At 61.6% G+C, this 24432-nt stretch carries 29 protein-coding genes; 11 read left to right on the forward strand and 18 right to left on the reverse strand.

Translation table 11 applies throughout. The features are described from left to right. Window positions 1-358 (reverse strand): thiamine pyrophosphate-binding protein (locus QMX82_RS21345; RefSeq protein WP_282287349.1); only part of this gene is annotated, 358 nt, incomplete at its 3' end. A gap of 152 nt (window positions 359-510) precedes the next feature. Continuing rightward, window positions 511-1659, reverse strand: a complete 1149-nt coding sequence (locus QMX82_RS21350; RefSeq protein WP_282287353.1) for a YbfB/YjiJ family MFS transporter — start codon at window positions 1657-1659, stop codon at window positions 511-513. Between the two features lie 109 nt (window positions 1660-1768). Here QMX82_RS21350 and ptrR point away from each other — a divergent pair, with 109 nt between their 5' ends. Next, complete coding sequence (gene ptrR / locus QMX82_RS21355) at window positions 1769-2653, forward strand: putrescine utilization regulator PtrR (RefSeq protein ID WP_282287355.1); 885 nt, start codon at window positions 1769-1771, stop codon at window positions 2651-2653. A gap of 50 nt (window positions 2654-2703) precedes the next feature. Continuing rightward, a complete protein-coding gene (locus QMX82_RS21360; RefSeq protein ID WP_282287356.1) occupies window positions 2704-3624 on the forward strand; it encodes a Gfo/Idh/MocA family protein in 921 nt (306 codons plus the stop codon). A 647-nt stretch (window positions 3625-4271) separates the two neighbouring features. On the opposite strand, the gene trmA is transcribed toward QMX82_RS21360, so the two are convergent. The 3 genes from trmA to QMX82_RS21375 form a co-directional block, all read right to left on the reverse strand. Further along, window positions 4272-5360 carry a tRNA (uridine(54)-C5)-methyltransferase TrmA gene (trmA, locus tag QMX82_RS21365; RefSeq protein ID WP_282287357.1) on the reverse strand — a complete coding sequence of 363 codons (1089 nt, stop codon included), beginning with the start codon at window positions 5358-5360 and terminating at the stop codon, window positions 4272-4274. A 60-nt stretch (window positions 5361-5420) separates the two neighbouring features. Beyond that, complete coding sequence (locus tag QMX82_RS21370; protein ID WP_208694497.1) at window positions 5421-6716, reverse strand: NCS2 family permease; 1296 nt, start codon at window positions 6714-6716, stop codon at window positions 5421-5423. Between the two features lie 122 nt (window positions 6717-6838). Further along, window positions 6839-8248: an MFS transporter gene (locus tag QMX82_RS21375; RefSeq protein WP_282287359.1), complete on the reverse strand. Its 1410-nt coding sequence runs from the start codon at window positions 8246-8248 to the stop codon at window positions 6839-6841. Here QMX82_RS21375 and QMX82_RS21380 point away from each other — a divergent pair. Further along, window positions 8232-9821, forward strand: coding sequence for a recombinase family protein (locus tag QMX82_RS21380; RefSeq protein WP_282287360.1), 1590 nt, complete (start codon window positions 8232-8234; stop codon window positions 9819-9821). The two genes, QMX82_RS21375 and QMX82_RS21380, sit on opposite strands and share 17 nt — an antisense overlap. 298 nt (window positions 9822-10119) lie before the next feature. After that, the gene (locus tag QMX82_RS21385; RefSeq protein ID WP_282287361.1) at window positions 10120-10494 is read left to right on the forward strand and encodes a hypothetical protein; all 375 of its coding nucleotides are present in this window, start codon (window positions 10120-10122) and stop codon (window positions 10492-10494) included. Between the two features lie 107 nt (window positions 10495-10601). Here QMX82_RS21385 and QMX82_RS21390 read toward each other — a convergent pair whose 3' ends face one another. After that, complete coding sequence (locus QMX82_RS21390; protein WP_282287362.1) at window positions 10602-10778, reverse strand: hypothetical protein; 177 nt, start codon at window positions 10776-10778, stop codon at window positions 10602-10604. A 557-nt stretch (window positions 10779-11335) separates the two neighbouring features. Here QMX82_RS21390 and QMX82_RS21395 point away from each other — a divergent pair. Further along, entirely contained in the window at window positions 11336-11491 is a 156-nt protein-coding gene (locus QMX82_RS21395) for a hypothetical protein (protein WP_282287363.1), read from the forward strand. Window positions 11492-12216: 725 nt separating this feature from the next. Here QMX82_RS21395 and QMX82_RS21400 read toward each other — a convergent pair. The 3 genes from QMX82_RS21400 to QMX82_RS21410 form a co-directional block, all read right to left on the reverse strand. After that, window positions 12217-12786 (reverse strand): recombinase family protein, encoded by a 570-nt coding sequence (locus tag QMX82_RS21400; protein ID WP_282287398.1) that lies wholly within the window; start codon window positions 12784-12786, stop codon window positions 12217-12219. 415 nt (window positions 12787-13201) lie between these two features. Further along, window positions 13202-13540, reverse strand: a complete 339-nt coding sequence (locus QMX82_RS21405; protein WP_282287365.1) for a hypothetical protein — start codon at window positions 13538-13540, stop codon at window positions 13202-13204. A 139-nt stretch (window positions 13541-13679) separates the two neighbouring features. Then, window positions 13680-14588, reverse strand: a complete 909-nt coding sequence (locus QMX82_RS21410) for a hypothetical protein (RefSeq protein ID WP_282287367.1) — start codon at window positions 14586-14588, stop codon at window positions 13680-13682. A 257-nt stretch (window positions 14589-14845) separates the two neighbouring features. Here QMX82_RS21410 and QMX82_RS21415 point away from each other — a divergent pair, with 257 nt between their 5' ends. Further along, window positions 14846-15382, forward strand: a complete 537-nt coding sequence (locus QMX82_RS21415) for a hypothetical protein (protein ID WP_282287369.1) — start codon at window positions 14846-14848, stop codon at window positions 15380-15382. 16 nt (window positions 15383-15398) lie between these two features. Here QMX82_RS21415 and QMX82_RS21420 read toward each other — a convergent pair whose 3' ends face one another. The 7 genes from QMX82_RS21420 to QMX82_RS21450 all read right to left on the reverse strand — a co-directional run bounded on the left by QMX82_RS21420 (window position 15399) and on the right by QMX82_RS21450 (window position 18135). Next, window positions 15399-15812, reverse strand: a complete 414-nt coding sequence (locus tag QMX82_RS21420) for a hypothetical protein (protein ID WP_282287371.1) — start codon at window positions 15810-15812, stop codon at window positions 15399-15401. A gap of 58 nt (window positions 15813-15870) precedes the next feature. Continuing rightward, entirely contained in the window at window positions 15871-16233 is a 363-nt protein-coding gene (locus QMX82_RS21425; RefSeq protein ID WP_282287373.1) for a hypothetical protein, read from the reverse strand. Window position 16234: 1 nt separating this feature from the next. Next, window positions 16235-16534, reverse strand: coding sequence for a hypothetical protein (locus QMX82_RS21430; protein WP_282287375.1), 300 nt, complete (start codon window positions 16532-16534; stop codon window positions 16235-16237). Further along, a complete protein-coding gene (locus tag QMX82_RS21435; RefSeq protein ID WP_282287377.1) occupies window positions 16534-16992 on the reverse strand; it encodes a hypothetical protein in 459 nt (152 codons plus the stop codon). Before QMX82_RS21435 ends, QMX82_RS21430 begins: the two co-directional genes overlap by 1 nt. A gap of 108 nt (window positions 16993-17100) precedes the next feature. Next, the gene (locus QMX82_RS21440; protein WP_282287380.1) at window positions 17101-17292 is read right to left on the reverse strand and encodes a hypothetical protein; all 192 of its coding nucleotides are present in this window, start codon (window positions 17290-17292) and stop codon (window positions 17101-17103) included. Further along, window positions 17289-17516: a hypothetical protein gene (locus tag QMX82_RS21445; protein ID WP_282287382.1), complete on the reverse strand. Its 228-nt coding sequence runs from the start codon at window positions 17514-17516 to the stop codon at window positions 17289-17291. The genes QMX82_RS21440 and QMX82_RS21445 overlap by 4 nt, the downstream gene beginning before the upstream one ends. A 436-nt stretch (window positions 17517-17952) precedes the next feature. Further along, on the reverse strand, window positions 17953-18135 hold the full coding sequence (locus QMX82_RS21450) for a hypothetical protein (protein ID WP_282287384.1): 183 nt from the start codon (window positions 18133-18135) through the stop codon (window positions 17953-17955). Window positions 18136-18424: 289 nt separating this feature from the next. Between QMX82_RS21450 and QMX82_RS21455 the strand changes: the two genes are divergently transcribed. From QMX82_RS21455 to QMX82_RS21470, 4 genes are all read left to right on the forward strand, one after another. Continuing rightward, on the forward strand, window positions 18425-18562 hold the full coding sequence (locus tag QMX82_RS21455; protein WP_282287386.1) for a hypothetical protein: 138 nt from the start codon (window positions 18425-18427) through the stop codon (window positions 18560-18562). 85 nt (window positions 18563-18647) lie between these two features. After that, window positions 18648-19052, forward strand: a complete 405-nt coding sequence (locus QMX82_RS21460; RefSeq protein WP_282287387.1) for an RcnB family protein — start codon at window positions 18648-18650, stop codon at window positions 19050-19052. A gap of 88 nt (window positions 19053-19140) precedes the next feature. Then, window positions 19141-19443 carry a putative quinol monooxygenase gene (locus tag QMX82_RS21465; RefSeq protein ID WP_282287389.1) on the forward strand — a complete coding sequence of 101 codons (303 nt, stop codon included), beginning with the start codon at window positions 19141-19143 and terminating at the stop codon, window positions 19441-19443. Window positions 19444-19504: 61 nt separating this feature from the next. Beyond that, complete coding sequence (locus QMX82_RS21470; protein WP_282287391.1) at window positions 19505-21058, forward strand: alkaline phosphatase D family protein; 1554 nt, start codon at window positions 19505-19507, stop codon at window positions 21056-21058. A 4-nt stretch (window positions 21059-21062) separates the two neighbouring features. Here the strand turns inward: QMX82_RS21470 and QMX82_RS21475 are convergent, their stop codons facing one another. Continuing rightward, complete coding sequence (locus QMX82_RS21475) at window positions 21063-22415, reverse strand: GntP family permease (RefSeq protein WP_282287393.1); 1353 nt, start codon at window positions 22413-22415, stop codon at window positions 21063-21065. Between the two features lie 204 nt (window positions 22416-22619). Continuing rightward, window positions 22620-23153, reverse strand: coding sequence for a gluconokinase (locus tag QMX82_RS21480; protein WP_208694503.1), 534 nt, complete (start codon window positions 23151-23153; stop codon window positions 22620-22622). Window positions 23154-23339: 186 nt separating this feature from the next. Here QMX82_RS21480 and QMX82_RS21485 point away from each other — a divergent pair, with 186 nt between their 5' ends. Beyond that, window positions 23340-24356 (forward strand): LacI family DNA-binding transcriptional regulator, encoded by a 1017-nt coding sequence (locus QMX82_RS21485; protein WP_282287396.1) that lies wholly within the window; start codon window positions 23340-23342, stop codon window positions 24354-24356. Window positions 24357-24432: the final 76 nt, after the last annotated feature.

Below are 24432 nucleotides of genomic sequence, written 5' to 3' on the forward strand. Positions count from 1 at the left end.
TCATGCGGCACACGTCGAGAATCTGGAAACGCCCCTGCTTGGATTTCTTGATCGGCTTCTGGCCGGTCAGCATCAGCATCGGCATGCCGCCCAGGTAGGCGTAGGCGCCGGCGGTGACCAGGTTGGTAGCGCCTGGACCGAGGGTGGAAAGGCAGACACCGGTCTTGCCGGTGAAGCGGCCGTAGGTGGCGGCCATGAAGCCGGCGGACTGCTCGTGACGAGTCAGGATCAGCTTGATCTGCGAGGAGCGTCGCAGGGATTCCAGCAGGTCCAGATTCTCTTCGCCGGGAATGCCGAAGATGTATTCCACACCTTCGTTTTCCAAGCAGCGAACGACCAGATCGGAGGCCTTCATCATGAGTGTTGTATTCCTTGTAGGGTGAGTGGCGAGCGCCTGAGGCGCCTCCTCTATGAGGCGCGGCGGTCACTGTACTCAGGAACGGCGAAACATTTCAAAACAAGGAACCATCCAGTTTTACTTCTGTGACGAAAGGCCGCAGCGGAAACGATTCAGGCGACGCAGCGCTGCAGCGAGGCCCGGGCGCGGCGCAATTGTAGACCGGCGAACAGCAGGCCCAGCGCGGCGACCACCAGAGCCGGTTGCAGGTCGCCCGCATAGTGGCTGCTGGCTGCGCCCAGCAGCGGGCCGAGCAACTGACCGCTGGCGAAGCTGGCGGTCAGCACCCCGGCGTTGCGTTGCGGCGTGGCCGGTGCCAGCTCGCGGCCGTATTGCATCACCAGCTGCATGCAGGCGAGGAAAGGGCCACCGCAGAGCAGCACGCCGAGGAACAGCGCCAGGCTGCCCGGCAGGAGGCAGAGCAGCACGCCCGCGGCCTGCAGCCAGAGGGTGGCGATCAGCCAGCGGCGGGTGTCGGTGCCCGGACGTCTCAGGCTGACCAGCACCACGCCCAGCGCTGCCGCCAGGCCGTAGCCGGGCCAGAAGAGGTCGGCCTGCCACTGGCCGTGGAAGCGGCTGGCGGCCATCTGCGAGAGAAAGGTCGCCGGCAGGATATAGCCGACGCCCACCAGGCCATAGGCCAGGATCAGGCGATTGAAGGCCGGGGAACGCTTGGCCGGCGCCGCGGTGGCGCTGGGTAGCGGGGTGGCCGGACCGCGCCGCGGCAGCAGGGGCAGCAGGGCCAGGGTGGCCACGCTGGCGAGCAGGCCGTAGCTCAGCCACAGCTGGTTGGAATCGCCACCCAGGCGATTGCTGACCAGGGCCATCAGACCACTGATGAGAATGCCCACCCCGGGCCCGGTAAAGACCAGGGCGCCGAGCCGTGGCCGGCCGGCTTCGGCGGCCAGGGGCTGGCTCAGACCGGTCACCATCACCAGCACCCAGGCGCTGGCCAGGCCGGTGCCGAAGCGCAATAGCGCCTGGGCGGCCAGGCCATCGGCCAGCAGCGAGGCCAGGGTCAGGCCGGCGCAGAGCCAGAGCCCCCCGACCAGGCGCGCATGGGTCCGACGGGCGAAGAGCGCGTCCAGGGCGCCGAGCAGGTAGCCCAGGTAGTTGGCCGCGGCCAGCAGGCTGGCGCCGGTGAGGTCGATCTGGCCCTCGGCGATCAGGTGGGGCAGGGCGGGGGTAAGGGCGAAGCGGCCGATGCCCATGGCGGTGGCCAGGGCCAGCAGGCAGGCCAGCAGGCGGGTAGTGGCGGTCATCGCGGAACTCCAGTAGCGAGCGGATGAGTACAGCCTAGGCCTTGCAGTTAATCAATAAAAACGAATAATAGAGAAATAGATGTTCAGCTAAAGAGAAAGGTGGTGATCCATGGAGTTCGCAGAGCTACGCATCTTCCAGGCGGTGGCCGAGGAAGGTTCCCTGGTGAAGGCCGCCGAGCGACTCAATCGGGTGCCGTCCAATCTCTCCACGCGCCTGCGCCAGCTGGAAGACAAGCTGGGGGTGGAGCTGTTCCTGCGCGAACGCCAGCGGCTGCACCTGACCGCCGCCGGCCACCGAATGCTGGACTACGCCCATCGCCTGTTCGCCCTGGCCGACGAGGCGCGCAGCGCAGTGCAGGGCGGCGAGCCGGCCGGTACCTTCGTCCTGGGGTCCATGTTCAGCACCGCGGCCATCCATCTGCCAGGGCTGCTGGCGCGTTATCACCAGCGCTATCCCAAGGTGAATCTGCAGGTGCACAGTGGCCCCAGCGGCGAACTGGTGGAAGGCCTGCTGGCCGGTCGCCTGGACGCCGCCCTGGTGGACGGCCCGGCGCCCGACGCGGCGCTGGAAGGCCAGCCCTGGTTCGAGGAGCGGCTGGTGCTGATCACCGGGCTGGAACTCGGCCCGGTGCATTCACCGGCCGACGTGGCGGGACGCCCGGTGTTCGGCTTTCGCGCCGGCTGCTCCTATAGACGCTACCTGGACACCTGGTACGCCGCCGCTGGGGTGCCCAGCGGACCGGTGATGGAGATCGAGTCCTACCACAGCATGCTGGCCTGCGTGATCACCGGCGGGGTGGCGCTGATGCCGGAATCCATGCTCGACAGCCTGCCCGGCCGCGAGCGGGTGCAGCGTCATCCGATCCAGGCGCGCTTCGCCCAGTCCACCACCTGGCTGATGTGGCGCAAGGGCCGCGAGGGGGCTAATCTGCGCAGCTGGCTGGAGTTGCGCGAGAGCCTGCAGACCGACCGCGAAGCTGTTGCTTTGGTGTGATGATTACCCGATCCTAGGCGACGGACTCCTACCGTCTACCGAGGACGATCATGATAAGAATAGCCATCGTCGGTTTGGGCAAGATCGCCCGTGACCAGCACCTGCCGGCGCTCGCCGCCAATTCCGACTACGAGCTGGTCGCCGTGGCCAGCCGCAACGCTCAGCTCGACGGCGTCGCCCACTATCCCAGCCTGAGTGCCCTGCTCGAAGACGGCCTGGCGATCGACGCCGTGTCGCTCTGCGCGCCAGCGGCGGTGCGTTACGAACAGGCCCGCGAGGCCCTGGCGGCGGGCAAGCACGTGATGCTGGAAAAACCGCCGGGGGCGACCCTGAGTGAAGTGGAAGCCCTGACCCGCCAGGCCGAGGCGGCCGGTCTTTCGCTGTTCGCCACCTGGCATTCTCGCCATGCCCAGGGCGTCCAGCCAGCCCGCGAATGGCTGGAAGGCAAGCGCATCCAGGCGGTGCGGATCGAGTGGAAGGAAGACGTGCGCGTCTGGCATCCTGGTCAGGCCTGGATCTGGGAGCCGGGCGGCATGGGCGTCTTCGATCCGGGCATCAATGCGCTGTCCATCGTCACCGCCATCCTGCCACGGCCATTCTTTCTCAAGGAGGCGACGCTGCAAGTACCCGGCAACTGCCAGACCCCGGTGGCCGCGCAACTGGCCTTCGTCGACAGCGCCGGCGTACCCATCGCCGCCGACTTCGACTTCCTGCAGACCGGTCCCCAGACCTGGGACATCCATGTCGACACCGATGGCGGTCGCCTGACCCTGAGCAAGGGCGGCAGCGAGCTGTACCTGGACGGCCAGCTGAGCCACCAGGGCCCGGACCAGGAGTACGCCGGCCTCTATGCCCGCTTCGCCGAGCTGGTCGCCGCGAATCGCTCCGATGTGGACGTGGCCCCACTGCGCCATGTGGCGGACGCCTTCCTCTATGGCCGTCGCGAGACGGTGGCGGATTTTCACGAGTAGGGCCTCCCTCACCCCAACCCTCTCCCCGAGGGAGAGGGAGCGTTTGGGCCAGGCGTAGGGTGGAAAACGGCACAGCCTTTTCCGCGTGCGGTATCTCGTAGGCTGGGCTGAGCGCAGCGAAGCCCAACGGGGCGGGCCTGTTGGGCTTCGACGATAGAGCCGTTTCAGCCCAACCTACGAATTAGCGGTCCCCTCACCCCAACTCTTTCCCGGAGGGAGAGGGGACGTTCGGACCAGGCGTAGGGTGGAAAACGGCGCAGCCTTTTCCGCGTGCGGTATCTCGTAGGTTGGGCTGAGCGCAGCGAAGCCCAACGGGGCGGGCCTGTTGGGCTTCGACGATAGAGCCGTTTCAGCCCAACCTACGGGTTAGCGGTCCTCTCACCCCAACCCTCTCCCCGAGGGAGGGGGCGTTCGAACCAGGCGTAGGGTGGAAAACGGCACAGCCTTTTCCGCGTGCGGTATCTCGTAGGTTGGGCTGAGCGCAGCGAAGCCCAACGGGGCGGACCTGTTGGGCTTCGACGATAGAGCCGTTTCAGCCCAACCTACGAATTAGCGGTCCCCTCACCCCAACCCTTTCCCGGAGGGAGAGGGGACGTTCGGACCAGGCGTAGGTTGGAAAATGGCGCAGCCTTTTTCATGCGGGCGCCTCAACGCCGTTCCAGCAACACCCCACTCTCCATGTGGTGCGTCCAGGGGAACTGGTCGAACAGGGCGCAGCGGGTGATGCGGTGGGTGTCCTGCAACCGGGCGATGTTCTCGGCCAGGGTCTCCGGATTGCAAGAAATATAGAGGATGCGCTCGAAGCGACGGGTCAGTTCGCAGGTGTCGGGGTCCATGCCGGCGCGGGGCGGGTCGACGAAGACGGTGCCGAACTGGTAGCTCTTGAGATCCACGCCGGCCAGGCGGCGGAAGGGGCGGACCTCGTTGAGCGCCTGGGTCAGCTCCTCGGCGGAGAGACGCACCAGGGTGACGTTGTCCACGCCATTGCTGGCCAGGTTGTGCAGGGCGGCGTTGACCGAGGTCTTGCTCACCTCGGTGGCCAGTACCTTACGGACCCGGCTGGCCAGCGGCAGGGTGAAGTTGCCGTTGCCGCAATAGAGCTCCAGCAGATCGTCGTCGCGCTCGCCCAGGGCGGTGTGGGCCCAGCTCAGCATCTTCTGGTTGACGGTGCCATTGGGCTGGGTGAAGCCACCCTCGGGTTGCAGATAGCGGTAGGTCGTCCCGGCCACCTCCAGTTCTTCGAGCACATGGTCGCGGCCGATCACCAGGCGCTGGCCGCGGGAGCGACCGATCAGGCTGACGCCCAGGTCGGCGGCCAGGCGCTCGGCGGCGGCTTGCCAGGCGGCGTCCAGCGGGCGGTGGTAGGCCAGGGTGATCAGGGCGTCGCCACTCAGGGTGGTGAGGAATTCCACCTGGAACAGCTTGAACGACAGCGCCACGTCCGCCTGCCAGCCGGCCTTGAGGCGCGGCATCAGGTCATTGATGCGCTGGCTGGCGATGGGGAAGGCTTCGATGAGGATCGGCGTGCGCTTGTCGCCCGGGGCGAACATGGCGTAGTGGCGTTCCTCGTTCTCCCGCCACAGGCGGAATTCGGCGCGCAGCCGGTAGTGCTGCAGCGGCGAGGCGAAGACCTCCGGCTCGGGGGCCTGGAAAGGCGCCAGCAGTTCGCGCAGGCGGTGGGCCTTGGCGTCGAGTTGAGCCTGGTAGTCGGCGGGAACGAAGGAGGGTTGGGACATGGTAGATCCGGAGCAGGGTGAGGCGGGGAGACCTCGGGGCCGGAGCCCCGAGGGGAGGGGTCAGGCGTTGAACCAGCCCAGCTTGATGACGAACAGGATCGACAGCACGATCAGCGCCGAATTCAGCTCGCGGGTACGGCCGGAGAGCAGCTTGATGACGGTCCAGGTGATGAAGCCGAAGGCGATGCCGTTGGCGATGGAATAGGTCAGCGGCATGGCCAGGGCGGTGACCAGCACCGGGGCGGCGGTAGTCAGGTCGTCCCACTCGATCTCGGCCAGGCCCGAGGTCATCAGTACGGCGATGAAGAACAGCGCCGGGGCGGTGGCGAAGGCGGGCACGCTACCGGCCAGGGGGGCGAAGAACAGCGCCAGCAGGAACAGCACCGCGACCACCACGGCAGTGAGGCCGGTACGCCCCCCTGCGGAAACGCCGGCGGCGGATTCGATGTAGCTGGTGGTGGTGGAGGTGCCGAGCAACGAGCCGAACATGGCGGCGGAGCTGTCGGCGATCAGGGCACGGCCCATCTTCGGCAGGTGGCCGTCCTTGCCCATCAGGCCGGCGCGCTTGGCCACGCCGATCAGGGTGCCGGAGTTGTCGAACAGGTCGACGAACAGGAAGGCGAAGATGACGCTGATCAGGCCGACGTCCAGGGCGCCCCGGATGTCCAGTTGCAGGAAGGTCGGCGCCAGCGACGGCGGCATGGAGACCAGGCCGCCGAAGGCGCTGACGCCCAGGACGATGGCGATCACGGTGACCACCAGGATGCCGATCAGCACCGCGCCGGTGACCTTGCGCGCCTCGAGCACGACGATCAGGAAGAAGCCGAGGATGGCCAGCAGCGGACCGGGTTTGGACAGGTCGCCCAGGCCCACCAGGGTCGCCGGATTACCCACCACGATGCCGGCGGTCTGCAGGGCGATCAGCGCCAGGAACAGGCCGATGCCGGCGGCGATGCCCGAGCGCAGCGGGAGCGGAATGCTGTTGATGATCCATTCGCGGATGCGAAAGATCGACAGCAGGAAGAACATCAGCGCCGAGAGGAACACCGCGCCCAGGGCCACCTGCCAGGTATGGCCCAGGTGCAGGACCACGGTGTAGGTGAAGAAGGCGTTGAGGCCCATGCCCGGGGCGAGGGCGATGGGGTAGTTGGCGATGAGTCCCATGAGCGCCGAGCCGATGGCGGCGGCCAGGCAGGTGGCGACGAAGATCGCGCCCTTGTCCATGCCGGTGGCGCCGAGGATGCTCGGGTTGACGAACAGGATGTAGGCCATGGCCAGGAAGGTGGTGACCCCGGCCAGCAGTTCGGTGCGGACAGAGGTGTTGTGGGCCTTGAGTTGGAAGAGTCTTTCCAGCATGGGATGCCTCGTGCGCGCCGGTCTGATCGGAAAAAGGCGCGCATCATAACAGGTCGGTAAACACGGGTAAGACGCTAAGCCCTAACCCCCAATCGACATCGCCTGGAGCCCTGTCCGCCTGGTCAACTTCCAGAGGTATGGCCGCTGACCGAATCGCCTGCGTTGCGGGCCAGGCGGAAGGCATCCAGGGTGCTCAGGATGCCGAGCACGGCCACTATGCAAAAGGCTAGCCGAAAGTCCGCCAGTTGCGGGTCGAGGTGGCCGTGCCAGTCCATCGAGGCGCGCAGCAGCAGGGCGGCGATGGCCACGCCCAGGCCCATGGCCAGCTGGAAATTGGTGCTGAACAGCGTGGAGGCATGGCTCAGCTGGGCCTTGGGGATGTCGGCGAAGGCCAGGGCATTGCTGGCGGTGAACTGCAGCGAGCGGAACACCCCGCTGAAGAACAGCAGAAGCAGGATCGCCGGCAAGGGCCAGTCCGGAGTGAGCAGGCCACAGGCCAGCAGGCTGAACGCGCTGAGCAGGCCGTTGACGGTCAGGATGGTGCGCAGGCCGAAGCGGCGCATGGTGGCGGTGGTGAAGGGCTTGGCCGCCAGGTTGCCGGCGAACAGCGCCAGCAGCAGCAGGCCGGCCTGGAAGGCGTCCAGGCCGAAGGCCAACTGGAACAGCAGGGGCAGCAGGAAGGGCGCCGTGGCGATGGTGACGCGGAACAGGCCGCCACCGAGGATGGCCGCGCGGTAGGTGGGGATGCGCAGTGTGCCAAAATCGATCAGCGGGCGTTCGATCCGGGTCATGTGGCGCACCGCCTTGGTGCCGAGGATCAGCCCTATGCCCATCCAGGCCAGGTTGGCGCCCAGGCTGCCATGGTTCTGGCCGAGGCGCTCCACGCCCCACATGAAGGCCACGCAGGCGCCACCCAGCAACAGGAAGCCGCGCCAGTCCAGCGGATGGCGCTGGGTCGGCAGGTCGGCGGGCACCAGGCGCCAGGCCAGCAGCAGGGCGATCAACCCCAGCGGCAGATTGAGATAGAAGATCCAGCGCCAGTCGGCATAGGTGGTGATCAGGCCGCCCAGGGGCGGGCCGAGCACGGGAGCCACCAGGCCCGGCCAGGTGATGAGGGCGATGGCGCGCACCAGCTCGTGCTTCTCGGTGACTTGCAGCACCACCAGACGCCCCACGGGCACCATCAGGGCGCCGCCGAGCCCCTGGAGGATGCGCGCGGCGATGAAATGTTCGAGTGACAGGGCCATGCCGCAGAGCAGCGAGGCCAGGGTGAAGACGCCGATGGCCAGGGTGAAGACCGGGCGGGGACCGAAGCGCTCGGCGATCCAGCCACTCACCGGGATGCCCACGGCAATGGCCAGCAGATAGGCGCTGATGCCCAGGTTGAGGTCCACCGGATCGCGGCCGAAGGACAGCGCCATCTGCGGCAGCGCCGTGGCGATCACGGTGGCGTCCAGATTTTCCATGAAAAAGGTTACGCTAGTGAGTACAGCGATGGCCTTGTAGCGAGCAATCATGAGCGTCCCGTGCATTCGGTATTCGAGATGGTCCAGCAGTAAACAGACCTCCGGCGATTCACGCCAGCGGCAGGCGGCTATGGTGGACCGCTGGCTGGCGGACCATACCGGCGCTGTGCTGATAGACGAGTTCACCGATGCTGGCGTATCTGGATGGAGCGGACAGCACCTGTCCCCTGCTGGAGAGCTTGGGCGTCTCGTGGAGGCAGTAGAAGCCGGGACCTACCCTTCCGGCGTACACCTGTTGGTCGAAACCGCCGACCGCATTGGGCGGATGCCTATGGCGGAGATGCTACCGCCACTGATGAGCCTGCTCCGCCATGATGTGGTGATCGTGCTGCTTGAGACGGGACAGACGTACAACCGGAAGTCTCTGGATGGCCCGGAGATGTATGCGCTCGTGGGTGCCCTGCAAGCGGCCCATGCTTTCAGCGAACGTCTGTCCAACCGAATCCAGAGCGCATGGAAAGGCCGCAAAGAGGCTGGCGCTAAAGGACGTGCCGTAGGCAATCGGCGGCTACCGCTCTGGCTGGATCGCGTTGGGGATGATGCCGTACTGAATGAGCCCATGGCGGCGTTCGTCGCGGAATGCTTGGAGTTGTATTGCAGCGGCCTGGGCTATCGGAAGGCGATGAAGCTCGCCCGCGAGAGACACCCGCATGTCGCGGAATGGGAGGCGACTAGAAGCTACGGGAAGCGTACTGAAGGGGCGAAGCTGAAGGACGCATGGCTACAGCACTTGATTGAAAAGGACGCCTCTACAGAGCTTCTACGGGGCTTCTGGAATGGCGTTGAATGCTACCCGGCACCTATCCCCCTTGACCTCTGGCACCGCGTCAAACAAGAGAGACGGCGGCGTCTGGAAGGGTCTACCAGAGCTGTGCCCAGCAGGACGCACTTCCTGACATCGGTGGCGGTTTGTAGTGTGTGTGGCGGAGCGATGAACTTGAAGCCAGCGTGGGACAAACGTGTGCTGTTCTGCGGCAACAAGAATCGCGGTGGCGACTGTACGAACGGGAAAGGTGTGCCCGAAGCCGTGGGGATCGCCCTGTACCGGGCGGAGGCTGGCCCATGGGTGGAGCGTGCTCTGGCTAGCAGACAGACAACGCCAGGAATGCGGCGAATCATCGCCATCGACCATGAGTTGGGCGAGATTTCCGAGGGTGTAGCTCGGCTGGCTGGCGCCTTGGCCAAGTACGACAACCCCGCATTTGAGAAGGAGATGGACGCCCTCCTGGCTCAGCAGAAGGCGCTTGAATCGGAGCGTACCCAACTACAGGCTGATGAGGATCAGGCCCTATCGCAACTGGCGAATACCATCGATGCCGGGTGGCAAGATTCCGAGCATCCCAGCGAGACGCTGGAGCTTGGGGGACTATTGCGGAAGGTGGGCTTTGAGATGACCTGCTACCCAGACGGGAAGCTGACAGTCGGGGGACGGGAATACCAGTCGCTAGGCTGGAGCCGAACTGAAGGAGCCTATCTCGTAGACGAAAGGCTCAGCGAAGAATCGTCGATGTCGGAATACCGTGGACGCACAGAAGCGGAGGACGCTCTGCGGAGAATCCGCATTCATGTAGATAACTGACAGGCGACGCCTGTCGGCTGTAATACCTTCCAAAGCGGCAGCTTTGAAGCTGATTCCTTTAGGAGCAGATCAACCACAGATGGCGCCCTTGTTGGTCGCTTGGTGGTAGTCCCCCATTGCTTCGCAATGAAGAATCAATCCCAATGCTGCCGCATTAGGAAGAACAAGCATTATAGGCAGATTCTATAAAGCTTGTCAAGCTAATTTACATTCACGAATCAACCTGTATTGTCCAGCCTAATCTGCCGTGTTAGCTTCAGAACTCCACAAACGTGACGATGTTCACAAGGAGGCGGCAGTGGCTGCTAAGTTCACAAACTGCGGTGCGTTTGGATGTGCTGAGGACGGATTCCGAGTCACAGGGGAAGTTAACGCCGAGTTCGATGGTTGCGTGTCAGTGGGTAACGGGGGTCAAGGCTTCAACATTCTGCCTAAGGCCCCTCTTATGGAGAAGCTTGGCCTGCCCGCAGATACTGACCCGACGAAGCTGGCCGAGATACTGAGAGCGCTTCAAGGCATCCCTAAAGCGGAGCAGGCAGCAGAAGCCGAGAAGAGAGGATTCAAGCAAATTCTCTTCGGTGTTCTGAAGGAAGGTCCGGCCTACTTGAACAATGTCCTTCAGCTTGCAAACAGTCCTCAAGTGCAGCAGCTCATCCAGATGCTGTCGAGCTAACCGGGTTACGTGGGGCCATGGACGGCCCTTTCTCCAATCCGCTACCCCGTTCGTCGCTGTCAAGCTTGATAGCGGCGAATCGCCATACTACTGTTCATCCATACAGATCAATTGTGGATGATGCCGATGTGATCCGCCATACCGACCACGACGAAGACATAGACACCTTCGACCGCCAACAGCAACTGTTCCAGCCGTGCCAACTGAGGTATGCCCGGAACCTCGTTGACCTTCTCAGCGATGAAGCTGCCACCCTGCATGAGCTGCTGGCGAAGTATCGGCAAGACAATCTGAAACTCTTGGCTCAGCTGGACGAGGCCCGAACAGCGATGTACCGGGCCAGGGGCGAATACATGGCGTGGCACGTCTATCAGAATGCGTGTCGAACCAGCGGAGCCGAGCGAGGTAATCGGCTACTACCTACCCTTCCAGAGGTACAGGGGGAGCTTCGTCATCACGCCCTTGTGGAAGAGCTGGCACGACTCAAGCGGGAGCTGGCTACCGCGAGGGAACATCTCCAGCAGGCGGAGAAGGATGCTCAAAGGCTCAAAGCCGAACTACGTCACCGGCAAGGCTAGAGATTCCTAGGTAGCAGCGTACTCCAGCAGGAAAGTCCGTAGTTTATTAACTTTTCAAATAGATAGTATCCGTATCTCTTACTATCGCTATGTCATCTTACTACCCTATCTTAATTAGTATGTTGCACGAGTATTCTATCCCTTTCTGAGTACTCTAATGACGAGACGAAAATAATTTGAAAAACCTCTTGCAAAGAGTTCGGGCCTGGGTTTACCGTCGCCTCTCCTAACGAAATCCCCCTCCCATCTGAAAGAAATCGACCATGAAAGAAATACTAACTGCCGCGCTTGCCGAGCGTAAGATTAAGCACATGCTTGAGCATGAATACTACCGTTACCCATCCAGCGAGGATGAAGTCGGGGAATGGTCAGAGAGAGTGCTTGAGTTGATGTTTTACCACGATGATTTTTTTGGTTGAGGTGTAAGTTTATAAAGCTTGCTCTTGCTGATGGCTATCAGTAAGAGCAACTTTTTCAGCTGGAACAGCTGAAGGAAGGCGTTTCAACTTTTTCCCAAATTCCCGCCGAAAATTTCGGACCCGCTTTTTTGGGGGAAGAATTCCCTGGGCCGAAAATCCGCACAGCGACTAAGCACCGGCCTCCCTGGGCAGCTGGAAACCGTAGAAATTTTAGAATCCGACGCGGCAGCGATGGCACTTAGCAGCCCGCACTCCTGGCACACGGAGGCTGTTGGATTTTAGGTAACTCCTCGCTCGCTGTGCTACCAAGCAAGCCGGCTATCCATGCTGCTCAACCCGTAGCTTTATCGAAATCTCCAAGCACGTAGCTTTCTCCAGAACACTTAGCACCAGCAATCTAGCGATAACCTAAGCTGTAGGATTCTGGAAAACACTTCGGTCGCGGTGCTACCAAGCAAGCGCCTCTATGGGGCTCTCTGACGCTGTGTAATCTTAAAATAAACCCTGTGTACAGGGTGCTTAGCAAGCGCGTCCTGTAGGCGCTCGTAGACGCCTTAAAATTAGAATCCCCGTTCTACCGGGACAATTAAGCAATCCCCAAACAGGGCAGACGAAACCTCTAGGAATCCCGCAATAACCTTTGACCCATTCGAATTCCTCAGACGCTGAAGCAATGCACAGAGCAAAAGAAAAGCCGCCCGAAGGCGGCTCTAACTGGATGGCGTCTATGCTTTGTTCCAGTGTCGTTTGATCGTGGCAATACCTAGATCGAGTTCCTTCGCTGCTTGACTCTGAGTTAGGCCACGAACCTTGGCTGCCTGCACTGCCTTGGTGGTGTCTACAGCTTCAGGGCGACCAAGTTTCTTGCCTTCATTCTTGGCCCGCTCAAGGCCAGCGTGTGTACGCTCGATGAGCAAGTCACGTTCAAACTCGGCTACCGCACACAGCACCTGCATCGTCATCTTCCCGGCTGCACTGGTGAGGTCCACGCCACCCAATGCGAGGCAGTGAACGCGGATACCTTCCTCAGACAGCTTCTCGATGGTGGAGCGGACATCCATGGCGTTACGGCCAAGGCGATCCAGCTTGGTGACGATCAAGGTGTCACCACCTTCCATCTTCTCCAGAAGCTTCTGAAAGCCCTTACGCTCGCTGGCCTGAGTGGAGCCGGATACCGTTTCAGTTACAACGCGGCGAGGATCGACAGCGAATCCTGCTTGCTGGACTTCCAGCAATTGGTTGTCGGTGGTTTGGTCGGCGGTGGAGACGCGGGCATAAAGGAAGGTACGGCCCATCTCGATCCCCTTGGTATCAATCAATTGGTATCAGTTAACGTGGGATCACTTTATCAAGGTATCACATAAGTAGAAAGCCTATTTGGTGATACCAGAAACCGTATCTGATGAGCGGTATCGTTAAACGGTCGATTGTTGATACCTGAGCAGGGATGGGAATGGCCGTCAGCTGCCGCTGACCCTCGGGGATAGGCTGGTGCTACTAATCAGGGGCGGGCCTGCAATTCGAACGCCTTCGGCTGCATCTCGATAAGCTCAATCGTTAGCAAAACAACAGTTTATTGAGCTTGGATGGGGATTGCTTGGCTCAAGCCAGAATTGATGCGGGTTGGCATAAAGGAAGGGGCGAAGGAATCAATCCATGCCCCATTGATAGCCATTGTTCCTGGCATTGTTCTCTAGCGAGGCTAGAAACTCATTTATCTCCTATCACTCGGATGTTGCTTGGAGTGTCCTTCGGAACGTACCCCCAGCTACCAGAGAGCGGCTCCCAGTTGTGGAAATCCTTTGGGGTCGCCTCGATGATGATTGGGGTGATGTTGTCAACTGGGATGCCGTTGTAAAAGGTCTTTCCGTCCAGGGTAATCCAGACGTTCTCCTTCTCCTCAATGGCGTCAATGATCTCTCGAAGCCTTCGGTCATCGCTGGTATCTACCTGAGGAAGGGATGACGGGAAGAGGGATTCGATCTCAAACGTCTTGGACGTACCGCCAACCGTATGCCTTACCTCGACCTTAAACGGTGTATCTGTCATCGCGTCCGCTCCGCTGTGAATGTCACTGAAGCGTAGGCGACGCCTACAGGAAATCAATCGCTCTACAACCCAGTATTCATGCGGGTTAAAGCGAATAAGTGTTGCAAATCGTAGAGCACCTTTCGGTGCTCATTCGCTTTCAGTCGAACGGGCTTTCATCCGTTGCCATCGCTTCCAGCTCAGCCTTGCGACGCTCCTCGTCTTTGATCTCCCGCCACAGGCTTGCTGGGCTTAGGCGGAACGTAAACTTGAAGGGGAGGCGCTCGGCTACCTCTTCAAATGGGTCTTGCTTCGGCACAAGGGCCGCAACCATCTGCGTCTTCCAGCGGGGTTCAGCGCGTGGGGCTGGTGATGCCTCGTAGACTTCTGTAGCTGGAAGCTTTGGACCTTCAAGTCGAGTGCCCCAGCGGTAGTCCGCCGATGCCTTGAACGCTTCCGACATCTCGAATGCTGCTACCTGTCCAAGGGCCTTCAGCTCGTTGTGCAGCGGGCGATCCTGCTCGAATGCGTGGAGCGTGATACCAGAAAGCAGGTCTTCCAGATCGTAGTGGAATGCGGAGTGGTCGCCGTGGAATAGGTCCATGACTGCCACCTCAAAAGCTTCGCTTTCAATGGCGTCGATTGTCTCGGCTGAGAACGTCGCCAGCGGGCTCCAGCCATCACGTCGAGAATCAAACAGTCGCACCAGCTCAACCAGCTGGAGCAGGCAACGCTTACGACCGCCAGAAGCGAACGAAGCGAGGCGAGCCGCCTCCTGGGCTACCACTTTCAGGAATCCTGTAGCTGGTCGGCTAATTCGCTGGAGGCCCAGCAAGTCGCGGCACGCTGCGTGAACCTCGGTAATCTCTGCTCGTGGAGCCTTGGCGGTATCGATGACCAGCAAGCGGCGAAGTCCGTCCGGCATAGTGTCTTCGGCTGGGTCTAGGGTTACCAATTCGGCTTGCCACTTCGCCAGCTCACGCCGCTTGCCTTCGATGCCGTTTACCTTGGTTGGGCGATGGGCATAGAGGCGTTCCAGCTCAGCCTTGGGGATGTACTTGCGGAGCATCGCTTCCAGCTGGGCCGGAGTGGTGTCTGTAGGGCGGCCATGCTTGCCTGTAGGGCGGCAGTCCAGCTACCTACAACGCTTGTGGCAAATCCGAGGCCCAAAGCGAACGCTCCCAAGCCTCCTGCAAAGCCCAAGGAGAAGTTCTGAGGGCCACTGCTACCCATGCCAGGGCGTGAGCGAGGAAACGTCTCAGAAGGCGTTCTACGGGCTCTCCGCTCAACCTCTCTGGCCTGCATCGTCTCAAGGCGGAACTGGGCTTGCTGGGCAAGGGTTCCCTGGCGAGCTACGCGGTTGATTCGTTCCTGTCCGGCGAGGGCGAGGTTACGTTGGCGCTGTTCGGCGATAGCTGTGCTTTCAGCCAGACGGCGGCGTGCTTGTTGGAGTTTGATTTCATCGGCAGCGGCGCTTGTGGCTCCACGCTGTCGAAGTTGTTCGATGGCGACACGCTGCTTCTCGATGTCCAGTTGGCCCTTCTGAAGCTTGAACTCATTGTTCTTCCCAGCGAATACCAATCGACCGGCAGAGAGGGCTTCCTTGTTGAACTGGGTTTGGGCACGACTCTTGGCCCGAGCTACCAGTGCCAGCAAAACCTCCAGCCGGGCAACGTCGCGTGCAAGGGCTTTGGTATTCAGTCCGCCAGCACTGACGCTCTTGCCAGTGAACTTCTCCAGCTTCGTGGCGATACCATCAGCCAGCTTGCCAAGGGTTTGCATCTCTCGGCTGACTTTCTGCATACGCTGGTGGAACTGGATGAGGTTGCGATCATCGATGCGGAAGCCAATCGACCCGAATAGGGCGGCAATCTGTTTATCAGCCATGAGCGTTCACCCCGCGTGGTCCATCGACACGTCCAGAGATTCGGCTTAGCTCAAGCGCGCGGCTGGCTTCGTCGATGAATGTAGCGGCGTTACTACCCTGCCAGACGGTGAAGTGCTGGTGGTGGAGGTGCAGGAAGGTATTGAAAGCTCGGCGTGTGCTGGGCTTGTCGAACGCGAGTAGCCATGTATTTCGGCCCCAATGACCGCTCACTCGGAGATACCGGCTGTTTGGGGAGTGGCGTTGAAACCATCGAGTGACAGCTTGACCATAGGCACGGCCAACGGGAATCTGCACTACAACGAAATCTGTTAGGCCAGACTCGACAAAATCGATAACTTTGTCCAAGCCGCTGATGTGTACGGGACGATCAACAATGACGTACCCGCGATGTTCTTTGGTTGTCATTATTGACCTCCGAAAATAATAAAGGCCCTTTCGGGCCTTGGATGATTACAATGTGTTGTTACTTCAGGAGTGGCAGAACTTCTAGAAGAGCGTTCTCAGCTAGCCGACCTTCATGGACAATGGCTAGGCCATCCAATAGGGGGCGAACTCTAGCCGCGTCATTGGCGTTGATTTGAATAGCTGTAACACCGGAACGCTTTAGGACTTTGAAGCTTGGAGAATCTCGCCACAAAGTATTGATGCGTTGTTCAGCATTGTTATCAGTGCCATCAATTACAACGTAAAGAGCGTTATACCAAGTTGGGCCGCATAGGAAGCTGAAAAGTCCGATAGCATCCTTATCCACTTCAGGATTTTCTTTGATGAATGTTAGGATGCGGGATTCTGTTTTGGTGCGGCGGTAGAAGTCGTTCAAAAGCATCTTAACTGTTCGCCCATTCTTTCATCATTCGGAGCCGCTGGGCTGGGTCTTTGATGAATGCCAGTGTATCCAGCAAAGCGGCCAGCCCTTGCAATTCTGGATCGGAATCCTTGTTGATGTCGCCAGGGCGTGTGCTGTGATAGACGCCCTTAGCAATGTCCAGTTTTTCCTTGTGAGCTTTCAGAATTGCTTGAGCTTGAATAAGGTCAGCTTGGAAAGCTTCAAACTCGGCCTTGTACTTTGGGTCCCACTTCATTTTCAGCAAGTGCGTTGTCTGGTCTTCAATGATGGGGGAAAGCATTACGCGGCCTCCCCAAGGGCAGCGATGGCAGCGGCACGCGCTTTCTCGGCTACCTGATCCTTGGCACGCTGGGCCTTCTCGGCTTCCTTGGCTTCGTGGTCAGCGATAGCAGCGGCCACCTGGGCCTCAATGTGTGCGGCTTTGGCAGCTTGCAGGCGAGCTGTCTCAGCTGCAATCAGGCGTTCGCGGTAGGCGGCAAGTTCGGCGTCAATGTCTTCTTGGCGACGGCGTAGGTAGAAACTACCGCCACCAACACTAAATGCCGGAGCGTACTCTCTTAGCAAAGCCCCCTTGTCATTCACAAACAACTCCCGTCCTTCTTGGACTAGGCTTTGGAACTTGACGAAGGCATCAGCAACGGAAAGACTTGCAATCTTTTCGTATGGCTGGACGATAGTCGCGTAGCTAGCTACCTGGGCGTCAATAGCTTCTTGATTGATTTCAAATTGGTTACTCATCATTATTACTCCGTTTCGATTTGCGTTGGTTGCGTTGTTGCTTTTGGGATTGTTTAAACTGCTTTAGCTGCTGGCGATACTCGTAATTGCCTTTCTCTTTCTTTTCGCTTACAAGGTCCATTTGATACTCACTGAGTCTCCATCTAGCTCGTAACGAAGCTCTTCAGCGAAGCGCTCCAGAATTTCCTTTGGATTGGCTAGCTTGCCTTCAGCTATCAACCCTTCGTAATGAGCTTGCATGTCTGCTAGCCCTTGTTGGTAGGCTTGCAGATTGTCGATAAATGTTTGGGCTTCGTTCATTGGTAGTCTTTCCAGAGATCAAGGAGGACAATTTCATTGTCGGTCATTGCTGCGATTTCGTGGTATGTATCCCAGCCGCGTTCGTTCACCTTCTTTAAGCGGACGCCTTCGAGATCATCATAGAGATCGCTGGACAGTTTCTCATCGGATTCAACTGCTCCGAAGATGGCTGGAATTTTTTCGTGAAGAACGGGAATGTCTCCAACGATTAAGTATTGGTGCATTGAGTTTGTTCCTTTTCGTTTAGATGCGATGTTTACTGGCTTTTAGCCGTATTATTGAGTTAATCGAATCGTAGGCATGAAAAAATACCCGACCGGAGTCGGGCAAATAGCATACGAAACGATTGGAGTTGGCTGAATTATCGTCCTCAGCCAGGACGTGAATTAGTGGTCTATCGCTCCCGAAGAAGAAAGCGCCTTACACGCCCTCCCAGACGCGGCGTAGGCAAGCCTACAAAGGTTTAGAGTTCCGACCGTGAACTTCGCCGGGGGATAAGTCCGGCTGGATGCACCTAATGACCGCAAAGTAAGGAGGTACATCGTTAGCGAGGCCAGCTATGCCGGGAGGTGTCGGCTCCTGCTGGCGAGGATGGGAAGAAGGGGGTACATGCAAGTCTTGTACCAGTGTTTAGAATAGTATCATGCTTTTCCGTTCCTGTCAATACTTTTTTGAGTTATTTGTTGACATTCGAATCCGCATGGTGTAAGGGCTGGCGCCTGATTTGTGAGCTAGTGAGGTGAACGTGGCGAACTGGAAAGCGATAGCTGTAGTCACTGCTGGATGTTTCTTCATGAAGAAGGTGAAGCTCACCAGGCCGGCGAGAATCTTCCAGCGTTCCAAGGGGCTGCACCTCTGGCCAAGGGGGTGGGCTACTCTGCCTGAGGTGCCGCAAGACGCGCCAGCCCGGGCTTGCCGATAAGCAGTCAAGGGCTTTGCCACCCTGTCCCGGACGGGCTGCCAGCGGCGAGAGGAGACAGGTTCGATAAGCGTCATCCCCACGAGGAAGTCGTTGCCTGAAGGGTGTGACTGACAGCCACATCGTGGCCCTGGCGCAAGCCCGGCGCCTGCTCGAACGCAGCCAGGCCAAGCGCCCGGCAGGCAGCAGCGCTATGTCCTCGGCGTCCTTACCTTGCGCCAGCAAGCCGCGCGACTCGGTCAGCAGTCCTATTGGCTGAGTGGCTCGCTGGAGGCCTTTCCCACCCGGCGCTCGCGCCCGCCGCTGCGGATGCTGACCCGGGTGAAGACCGACCAGAGCGAACGGTGGTAAGGCCAACCGCACGACCGTAGGTATTCGTGGAGCTTTTCCTCCGCCTCCGGGGTCAAAACCTCGAACGCAGAGGAGAAACACCCCCATGATCAAGCAATCGCTGCTCTCCCTGGCCCTGGGCGCCGTCGTCCTGACCGGAGCCCTGGAGGTCCAGGCCGCGCCCGAATCCATGACCCCGACCAAACCGGCCGCCGACAAGGCCGCTGCGGAGCCCACCAGCTCGCAGTACCAGAACAAGGTCAACAAGAAGGACGCCAATCAGAGCGATGAGGCCGTCACCCACGATCCTGATCATCCTACCTTTGAACTCGAAGAGGGTGGCCGGGCGCCGCGCAAGTACATCCGTGACGAGTACGTGATCAAGGACTGGAAAAAGCACGGTCTGGAACAGCCGGGCGAAGACAGCCAGTGGGTCAAGATCGGCTCCGACTATGTGCTGATCAAGCGCAGCAACGCGGTGATTGGCAAGATCGTCAAAGCCAAGCAGTGATCCACCATGGCCGGGGCCGACCCTCGACCCCGGTGGTATCCGGGGTGTCCAGGCGCCAGGCTGAAGCACCCCTTCTGGAGTTTTTTGCATGACCAGTGAAATCCGTGTCGTCGCCATCCTGCAGGCCAAACCCGGCCAGGCCGAGGCTGTCGAAAACGCCATGCGTGCCATCGTCGCACCGTCCCGCGCCGAAGCCGGCTGTCACTTCTATACCCCGCATCGCGATCCGAGCCACGCCGGCCGCTATGTCTTCGTCGAGCGCTGGGCCAGTCGCGAAGCCCTGGCCGAGCACGAGCAAACCCCTCACTTCAAGCAGCTGCTGAGCGATCTCGACGGCCTGCTGGTTGAGGCGCCGCAGGTCATGATCCTCGACGAATTGCCGCTGGCCTGAACCACCGACATCCTGTTGTCACCTGTCTGAGCCACCCTGGCCTCTTTTCCCGGAGGCCAGGATGAGTACTTCTCGACGGCGAGCGCTGGGTCTGCTCGGCCTTGGTCTGAGCGCACCCTGGTTCGCCGGTTGCAGCGCGCGCGAGCCGCAGCCGGATCCCTTCACCCTGGGCGTCGCCAGCGGTGATCCTGCGACCGATGGCTTCGTCATCTGGACCCGCCTGGCGCCCGATCCCCTGGCCGAAGACGGCCTGGGCGGTCTGCACGGTCCGGTCGAGGCTCAGTGGGAAGTGGCCCTGGATCCGGGGCTGCGCCAAGTGGTGCAGCGCGGAGTGATCCAGGCGCAGCCACAGTCTGCTTTCTGCCTGCCCATCACCCTGACCGGCCTGCTGCCGGGACGGCCCTACTGGTACCGTTTCACCGCGCTGGGCCACCAGAGTCGTATCGGGCGCGCCACCACGCTACCGCCGTCAGCCAGCGCTCCGCAGCGCCTGAAACTGGTGGCTGCTTCCTGCTCCCATTATGAGAAGGGCTTCTTCAGTGCCTATCGGCACATGGCCGACGAACAGGCGGATCTGGCGCTGTTCCTCGGCGACTATATCTACGAGGCCAACGTGCCCCTGCTGCTGCCGGCGGTGCGTCGGCATGGCCTGCCGGAAGCCCGGGACCTGGCCAGTTACCGCCGGCGCCATGCGCTGTACCGCACCGATCCCGATCTGCAGTACCTGCACGCCAATGTCACCAGTCTCATGACCTGGGACGACCACGAGGTGCAGAACGACTATTCCGGTCCCTGGGCGGCGGACCCCAGGGTCAGTCTGGCCGCCTTCGCCACGCGGCGGCAGGCTGCCTACCAGGCTTTTCGCGAACATGCGCCGCTGCGCGGGTGGCGGACCCAGGGCAGCGCGCTGCGCCTCTATGACCGGTGGCGCTTCGGTGACCTGGCGGAGATTCATCTGCTCGACGGTCGGCAATACCGCAGCGAACCGGCCTGCGTAACGGCCAGGACCCGTGGTGGTCACCTGGTCGCACCGGATTGCCCGGGTCTGCGAGACGCCGCGCGCAGCATGCTCGGGCAGGCGCAGGAGCGCTGGCTGCTGGATGGCTTTCGCCACAATGCCACCCGCTGGAATCTGATCGCCCAGGATCTCCTTCTGGCACCCCTGCGGCAGCGCCTGCCGGAGGGCGATCCGGCGCGCTGGACCGATGGCTGGGACGGCTATCCGGCGACTCGCGAGCGGCTGCTCGCGGCCATGGCCGCGAGCAGCCTGGCCAATCCGGTGACCCTGGGCGGGGACATCCATTCCTTCTGGGTAACGGATCTGCACCGCGAGCCGGAAGACGAGCGGAGCCCGGTGGTGGCGAGCGAATTCGTCGGCACCTCCATCACCTCGGACGGACCGGACTACCGCCGTTTCCAGGCGCTGTTGCCGAAGAATCCCCAGGTGCGCTTCTTCGACAGCCGGGAGCGTGGCTATCTGGCCCTGGAGTTGACGCGGGAGCGATTGCAGGTGGACCTGCGCACCATCAGTGATCGAACGCGCCCGGATGCGGGGCGTGGCACCCGGGCGAGCTTCGTGGTGGAGGCGGGACGGCCCGGGGCGGTCCCGGCTTAGCGGATCAGACGAACAGCGACAGCAGCAGGATGAAGGCCAGGGCCACCACCGAGAGGATGGTTTCCATCATCGACCAGGTCTTGAAGGTTTCGGCCACGGTCATGTTGAAGTACTGCTTCACCAGCCAGAAGCCGGCGTCGTTGACGTGGGAGAGGATCACCGAACCGGCACCGGCGGCCAGTACCAGCAATTCCTTGTTCACACCGGGGATCAGCGCCACCACGGGGGCGACGATGCCGGCGCCGGTGATGGTCGCCACGGTGGCGGAACCGGTGGCCACGCGGATCACCGCCGCCACCAGCCAGGTCAGCAGGATCGGCGAGATCTGCGTCTGCACCGCCAGGTTGCCGATCACCTCACCGACGCCGCTGGCCACCAGCATCTGCTTGAAACCACCGCCGGCACCGACGATCAGCACGATGGCCGCCACCGGCGCCAGGCTCTGGTCGAGCAGCTTGACGATCTTCTCGCGAGAGAAGCCGCAGGCGGTGCCGAAGCTGTAGAAACTCAGCAGCAGGGCGGCGAGCAGGGCGGTGATGGGGTGGCCGATGAAGTCCATCCAGATGCGGAAGTGGTTGTCGGCGGCGAAGAAGATGTCGGCGAAGGCCTTGAGCAGCATCAGGATCACCGGCAGCAGCACGGTGAAGACGGTGATGCCGAAGCCCGGCAGATTGCGGTTGTCGGTCTCCTGGGCGATCTGGGCGACCAGTTCGGGGTTGGCCGAACCGGGGATGCGCTTGGAGATCCAGGCACCGAAGAGGGGACCGGCGATCATGGCGGTGGGCAGGCCGACCAGCAGGCCATAGAAGATGGTCTTGCCGATGTCGGCACCGAACACCCCGACCGCCAGCAGCGGACCCGGGTGCGGCGGCACCAGGCCATGCACGGCGGACAGGCCGGCCAGCAGCGGGATGCCCAGCTTGACCAGCGACAGCCCGGTGCGGCGGGCGACGATGAACACCAGGGGTGCCAGCAGCACGAAGCCGATCTCGAAGAACAGCGGGATGCCCACCAGGAAGGCGGCGAACATCATCGCCCAGTGCACGCGCTTGATGCCGAAGGCGCGGATCAGCGTCTGGGCGATCTGGTCGGCGCCGCCGGAATCGGCCATCAGCTTGCCGAGCATGGTGCCCAGGCCGAGCAGGATGCCGACGAAGCCGAGCACGCCGCCGAAGCCATCCTGGAAGGATTTCATGACCTTTTCCACCGGCATGCCGGAGGTCAGGCCGAGAAAGCCCGAGGCGATGGTCAGGGCGATGAAGGGATGGACCTTGAACTTGGTGATCAGCAGCACCAGGCCGATGATGGTGACCAGGGCGTCGAGCAGAAGGAAGCTGTTGTGGTCCATGCCGAACATGGCGCCTCTCCTATTTGTTGTTGTGGGCGTTGTAAGAGCCTATTCAAAGTCTGCTGCGCGTCGGCCAAACTGCGTTGAAAAGGCCTTCGGAATGCTCATTTACCACTCGTAAACTCCGCTTCCTCAGGCATTTTCGCCTTGTTTGGCTCTAGCTCGCGAGACTTTGAACAGACTCCAAGGGTTGGAATGGGTAGCGCTGTCTCGTCAGGCCGGCTGGGCCAGGCGCGCTGAGGTGTTCCACCAGGCCGACACCTGGGTGCCGATGGCGGGCAGGCTGTCGCGTGCATCCACTACCAGCGTAGCCGGTTCACCGTGGGGTGCTTCGAGGGCAGCGAACTGGCTGTCGATCAGGCTGGCGGGCATGAAGTGCCCCGGACGATTGGCGACGCGCTGGGCGGCGGTCTCGCGGGTCAGTTCGAGAAAGACGAAGCCGAGACCGGGCACGGCCTGGCGCAGCTGGTCGCGATAGCGGCGCTTGAGCGCCGAGCAGGTGAGCACCGGGCGTTCGCCGGCGGCCACCGCACCGGCCAGTTCTTCACCGAGGCGGGTCAGCCAGCCAGCGCGATCTTGGTCATCGAGGGGAATGCCGGCGCTCATCTTGGCGATGTTGGCGGCGGGGTGGAAGGCATCGCCTTCGATCAGGCGGCCACCGTCCTGCTCGGCAATGGCCGCGCCGACGCTGCTCTTGCCGCAGCCTGCGACGCCCATGACCACCAGCGCGGGAATGGGAGTGTTCATCGTCACCTCCGGTCTGGAGACAGCGCTACCCCGAAAAAGGAAAAAGGTAGCGGCTTCCAGTTCTTGTCGATCTTGTTAGGCCGAATGCCGACGTGTCCAGGAAGGGCATGCCAGGCTTGTAGTGTCTGGTGAGACAGCGCTACCTTAGGCGCGTTCTCCGTCTCTGACAAGCCTGAAACCATAACAATGAATCGAACGGGTTCTCGTAGTTCCGGTCGGCCCACCCTCACCGAGGTGGCGCTGCAAGCCGGTGTTTCCCCCATCACGGCCTCGCGTGCCCTGCGCGGTGTCGCCAGCGTGGCGCCCGAGCTGGTCACCCGCGTGCAGGAAGCTGCCGCGCGCCTTGGCTATGTCACCAACCCGGCCGCCCGCGCCCTGGCCTCGGCCCAGGGGCATTCGGTGGTGGTGCTGGTGCCCTCGCTGTCCAACCATCTGTTCATCGAGCCGCTGGAGGCCATCCACGAGGTCTTGCGCCCCCGTGGCCTGGAAGTGCTGATCGGCAACTATCACTACGATCCCGCGGAAGAGGAAAAGCTGATCCGCAACTACCTGGCCTATCAGCCCCGGGGTTTGCTGCTGACCGGCTTCGACCGTACCGAGAACGCCCGCCAACTGCTGGCTGCTAGCGGGGTGCCGCGGGTGCACATGATGGAGCTGGATCCGGCGGGGTCGGTGCCCAGCGTCGGCTTTTCCCAGCACGCCGCCGGCGCCGCCGCGGCGCGGCACCTGCTGGCGGCAGGACGCAGGTGCCTGGGCTATGTCGCGGCCCAGCTCGACCCGCGGGCACTGGCCCGGGGGGAGGGCTTTCGCGAGGTGCTGCGCGCGGCGGGCTGCTATGACCCGAGTCTGGATGTGCTGGATCCACAGCCGTCATCCGTGGGCCTGGGCGCCCGCCAGTTCCGCGAGCTGCTGGCCCGGCGGCCGGAGGTCGACGGCCTGTTCTTCTGCAACGACGACCTGGCCCAGGGCGCGCTGTTCGAGGCCCAGCGGCTGGGCATTGCCATCCCCGCGCGGATCTCGGTGTTGGGCTTCAACGACCTGCCCGGCTCGGCGCATACGGTGCCCCGGCTGACCTCCATCCAGACCCCCCGCGCCGCGGTAGGGTGCCAGGCCGCGACCCTGTTGCTGGGACTGCTCGACGGCCGCAGCCAACCGACCTGCGTGGACCTGGGATTCGAGTTGGTAAGTCGGGAGAGTGTGTAGGGCTAGTCGCTCGCGTCGGATCATCGCGGCCATGGGCCGCTCCTACAGGTACCGATCTTTCCTGTAGGAGCGGCCA

This window comes from Pseudomonas sp. PS02302, from assembly GCF_029959585.1.
Taxonomy (GTDB): Bacteria; Pseudomonadota; Gammaproteobacteria; order Pseudomonadales; family Pseudomonadaceae; genus Chryseomonas; species Chryseomonas aestiva.